Origin of the sequence: Mesorhizobium sp. WSM4312 (genome assembly GCF_002294875.1) — a bacterium.
Classification (GTDB): Bacteria; Pseudomonadota; Alphaproteobacteria; order Rhizobiales; family Rhizobiaceae; genus Mesorhizobium.
In genome coordinates this window covers 1-2,500 of the sequence record NZ_NSFU01000006.1, presented here as the reverse complement: position 1 = coordinate 2,500, position 2,500 = coordinate 1, and the positions used below count along the sequence as shown (strand labels likewise).

At 54.8% G+C, this 2,500-nt stretch carries 1 tRNA gene and 2 rRNA genes (1 of these 3 cut by a window edge); all 3 read left to right on the top strand.

Annotated elements, in window-relative coordinates:
* Window positions 1-1,877 (top strand): 23S ribosomal RNA (locus CK228_RS10660) (it extends 923 nt beyond the left edge of the window).
* A gap of 195 nt (window positions 1,878-2,072) precedes the next feature.
* Window positions 2,073-2,187: ribosomal RNA gene (gene rrf / locus CK228_RS10655) — 5S ribosomal RNA — on the top strand.
* 186 nt (window positions 2,188-2,373) lie between these two features.
* Window positions 2,374-2,450, top strand: a tRNA-Met gene (locus CK228_RS10650).
* Window positions 2,451-2,500: the final 50 nt, after the last annotated feature.

Here is a 2,500-nt window from a genome sequence, read left to right as displayed (position 1 = left end):
CCTCACCGGATTACCAAACCTAACCAAACTCCGAATACCTGGGAGTACTAGTCGGCAGACACACGGCGGGTGCTAACGTCCGTCGTGAAAAGGGAAACAACCCTGACCTACAGCTAAGGTCCCCAAGTTATGGCTAAGTGGGAAAGGATGTGAGGATCCCAAAACAACCAGGATGTTGGCTTAGAAGCAGCCATCATTTAAAGAAAGCGTAACAGCTCACTGGTCTAAATAAGGGTCTTTGCGCCGAAAATGTAACGGGGCTAAAGCCATACACCGAAGCTTAGGGTTCGTGAGCAATCACGAGCGGTAGCGGAGCGTTCTGTAAGCTGATGAAGCCATACCCGTGAGGGGTGGTGGAGGTATCAGAAGTGCGAATGCTGACATGAGTAACGTAAGGGGAGTGAGAGACTCCCCCGCCGAAAGACCAAGGGTTCCTGCTTAAAGCTAATCTGAGCAGGGTTAGCCGGCCCCTAAGACGAGGCGGAAACGCGTAGTCGATGGGAACCACGTTAATATTCGTGGGCTTGGAGGTAGTGACGGATCATTGAGGTAGTCCAATCTTATCGGATTGAACGGGCTGCTGCGTGGTTCCAGGAAATAGCTCCTCCTTATAAACCGTACCCGAAACCGACACTGGTGGTCTGGTAGAGTATACCAAGGCGCTTGAGAGAACTATGCTGAAGGAACTCGGCAAATTGCACGCGTAACTTCGGAAGAAGCGTGACCCTTTTCCACGCAAGTGGAGGAGGGTGGCACAGACCAGGGGGTAGCGACTGTTTATCAAAAACACAGGGCTCTGCGAAGTCGCAAGACGACGTATAGGGTCTGACGCCTGCCCGGTGCTGGAAGGTTAAGAGGAGGGGTGCAAGCTCTGAATCGAAGCCCCAGTAAACGGCGGCCGTAACTATAACGGTCCTAAGGTAGCGAAATTCCTTGTCGGGTAAGTTCCGACCTGCACGAATGGCGTAACGACTTCCCCGCTGTCTCCAGCATAGACTCAGTGAAATTGAATTCCCCGTGAAGATGCGGGGTTCCTGCGGTTAGACGGAAAGACCCCGTGCACCTTTACTATAGCTTTACATTGGCATTCGTAGTGGCATGTGTAGGATAGGTGGTAGGCTTTGAAACCTGGGCGCCAGCTCAGGTGGAGCCACCCTTGAAATACCACCCTTATTACTATGGATGTCTAACCGCGGCCCGTTATCCGGGTCCGGGACAATGTATGGTGGGTAGTTTGACTGGGGCGGTCGCCTCCTAAAGAGTAACGGAGGCGCGCGATGGTGGGCTCAGAACGGTCGGAAATCGTTCGCTGAGTGCAATGGCATAAGCCTGCCTGACTGCGAGACTGACAAGTCGAGCAGAGACGAAAGTCGGTCATAGTGATCCGGTGGTCCCGCGTGGAAGGGCCATCGCTCAACGGATAAAAGGTACGCCGGGGATAACAGGCTGATGACCCCCAAGAGTCCATATCGACGGGGTTGTTTGGCACCTCGATGTCGACTCATCGCATCCTGGGGCTGGAGCAGGTCCCAAGGGTATGGCTGTTCGCCATTTAAAGCGGTACGTGAGTTGGGTTCAGAACGTCGTGAGACAGTTCGGTCCCTATCTGCCGTGGGTGTAGGAATATTGAAAGGATCTGTCCCTAGTACGAGAGGACCGGGATGGACGGATCTCTGGTGGACCTGTTGTGGCGCCAGCCGCATAGCAGGGTAGCTATATCCGGACGGGATAACCGCTGAAGGCATCTAAGCGGGAAACCCACCTTAAAACGAGTATTCCCTGAGAACCGTGGAAGACGACCACGTTGATAGGCCGGGTGTGGAAGAGCGGCAACGCTTGAAGCTTACCGGTACTAATAGTTCGATCGGCTTGATCGTTCTCATTCCTTATGCCCATCGTGTAACACGATGGTCTGACCAGCGCTCACGCATGAGCGGCCCTTACGGGCCTATGCTCCGCGAGGGCGCCGGAAAACCGGCGACGCGCAGTCGCGCTTGCGGGCTTACGCCCGAAAGCCACAAACGTCGCCTTGGCACAAAAAACAGCTTCTCGAACAACGTGCGTTTTGCCGACCTGGTGGTTATGGCGGAGCGGCTGCACCCGATCCCATTCCGAACTCGGCCGTGAAACGCTCCAGCGCTGATGGTACTTCGTCTCAAGACGCGGGAGAGTAGGTCGCTGCCAGGTCTGCTAAACGCACGTTGAACTCACATCCAACCGGATCGAGTGAAATCTTCTCTCTACGAAAATGGCCCGCCAAGGGACCACGGGCCGCGTAAGCGGCCCTTTCATTTGGTGAGCCATATACCTATCTGTAGGCCAGCCTAGTCGTAGGCTTGCGCTTACATCCTAAGCAAGCTCGCTTAGTGGTGACGCGGGGTGGAGCAGCCCGGTAGCTCGTCAGGCTCATAACCTGAAGGTCACAGGTTCAAATCCTGTCCCCGCAACCAAATCAAAAAACGGCCCGCCTGGCTCAAACCAGCGGGCCGTTTTTGTTTTT